At 79.0% G+C, this 778-nt stretch carries 1 protein-coding gene; it reads left to right on the forward strand.

Translation table 11 applies throughout. From position 1 onward, the window contains the following. The coding region (locus CKO13_RS12420) for an FAD-dependent oxidoreductase (protein WP_200261466.1) at positions 1-778 on the forward strand (778 nt) is incomplete at both ends.

Genomic DNA, 778 nt, shown 5'->3' on the forward strand with positions numbered 1-778 from the left:
CGCCCGGGCCGCCCGCCACCGGCGCCACGCCCGCGCCAACGCCGAGCTCGCCGCCTACAGCCTGCGCGCCCTCGACGCGGTCTGCGAGCGCACGGGCATCGAGCTCGAGGGGCGCGGGCGCGGGGCGCTCAAGCTCTTCGACGAGCAGCGCGCCCTCGGGCACGGCCTCGCCGAGGCCGAGGCCGTCGCCGACCTGGGCATCCGCCACCGCGCCCTGACCCCCGAGCAGGCCGTCGCCCGGGAGCCGGCGCTGGCCGAGGGCGCCGAGCGGCTCGCCGGGGCCATCGAGTTCCCGGACGACGGCTGCGGCGACGCCCTGCACTTTACCGAGGCGGTCAGCCAGCAGGCGGCGGCCGCCGGCGCCGAGCTGCGCCTGGGCACGACGGTCCACCACCTGCTCGGGGGGCGCCGCGGCGTCTCGGGGGTGGCCACCGACAGGGGCCCGATCACCGCCGACGCGGTCGTCATCGCCGCCGGCAGCTACGCCCCGCGCCTGACCCGCCCCCTCGGCCTGCGGCTGCCCATCGAGCCGATCAAGGGGTACTCGGTCACGCTGCCCCTCGCGGGGGCGGACGGCGCCGCCCCGCAGGTGCCGATCATCGACGACGCCCGCAAGATCGTGGTCACCCGGCTCGGCGAGCGCCTCCGGATCGCCGGCAAGGCCGAGATCGCCGGCTTCGACACCCGCCTGCGCGAGCGCGACTGGCGGGCCGTGCGCGAGCAGGGGCTCGCCCGCTTCCCGCGCCTGGCGCAGCGGCTCGCCGAGGCCCCCTCGCAC

The sequence above is a fragment of the Halorhodospira neutriphila genome (genome assembly GCF_016584055.1).
Classification (GTDB): Bacteria; Pseudomonadota; Gammaproteobacteria; order Nitrococcales; family Halorhodospiraceae; genus Halorhodospira; species Halorhodospira neutriphila.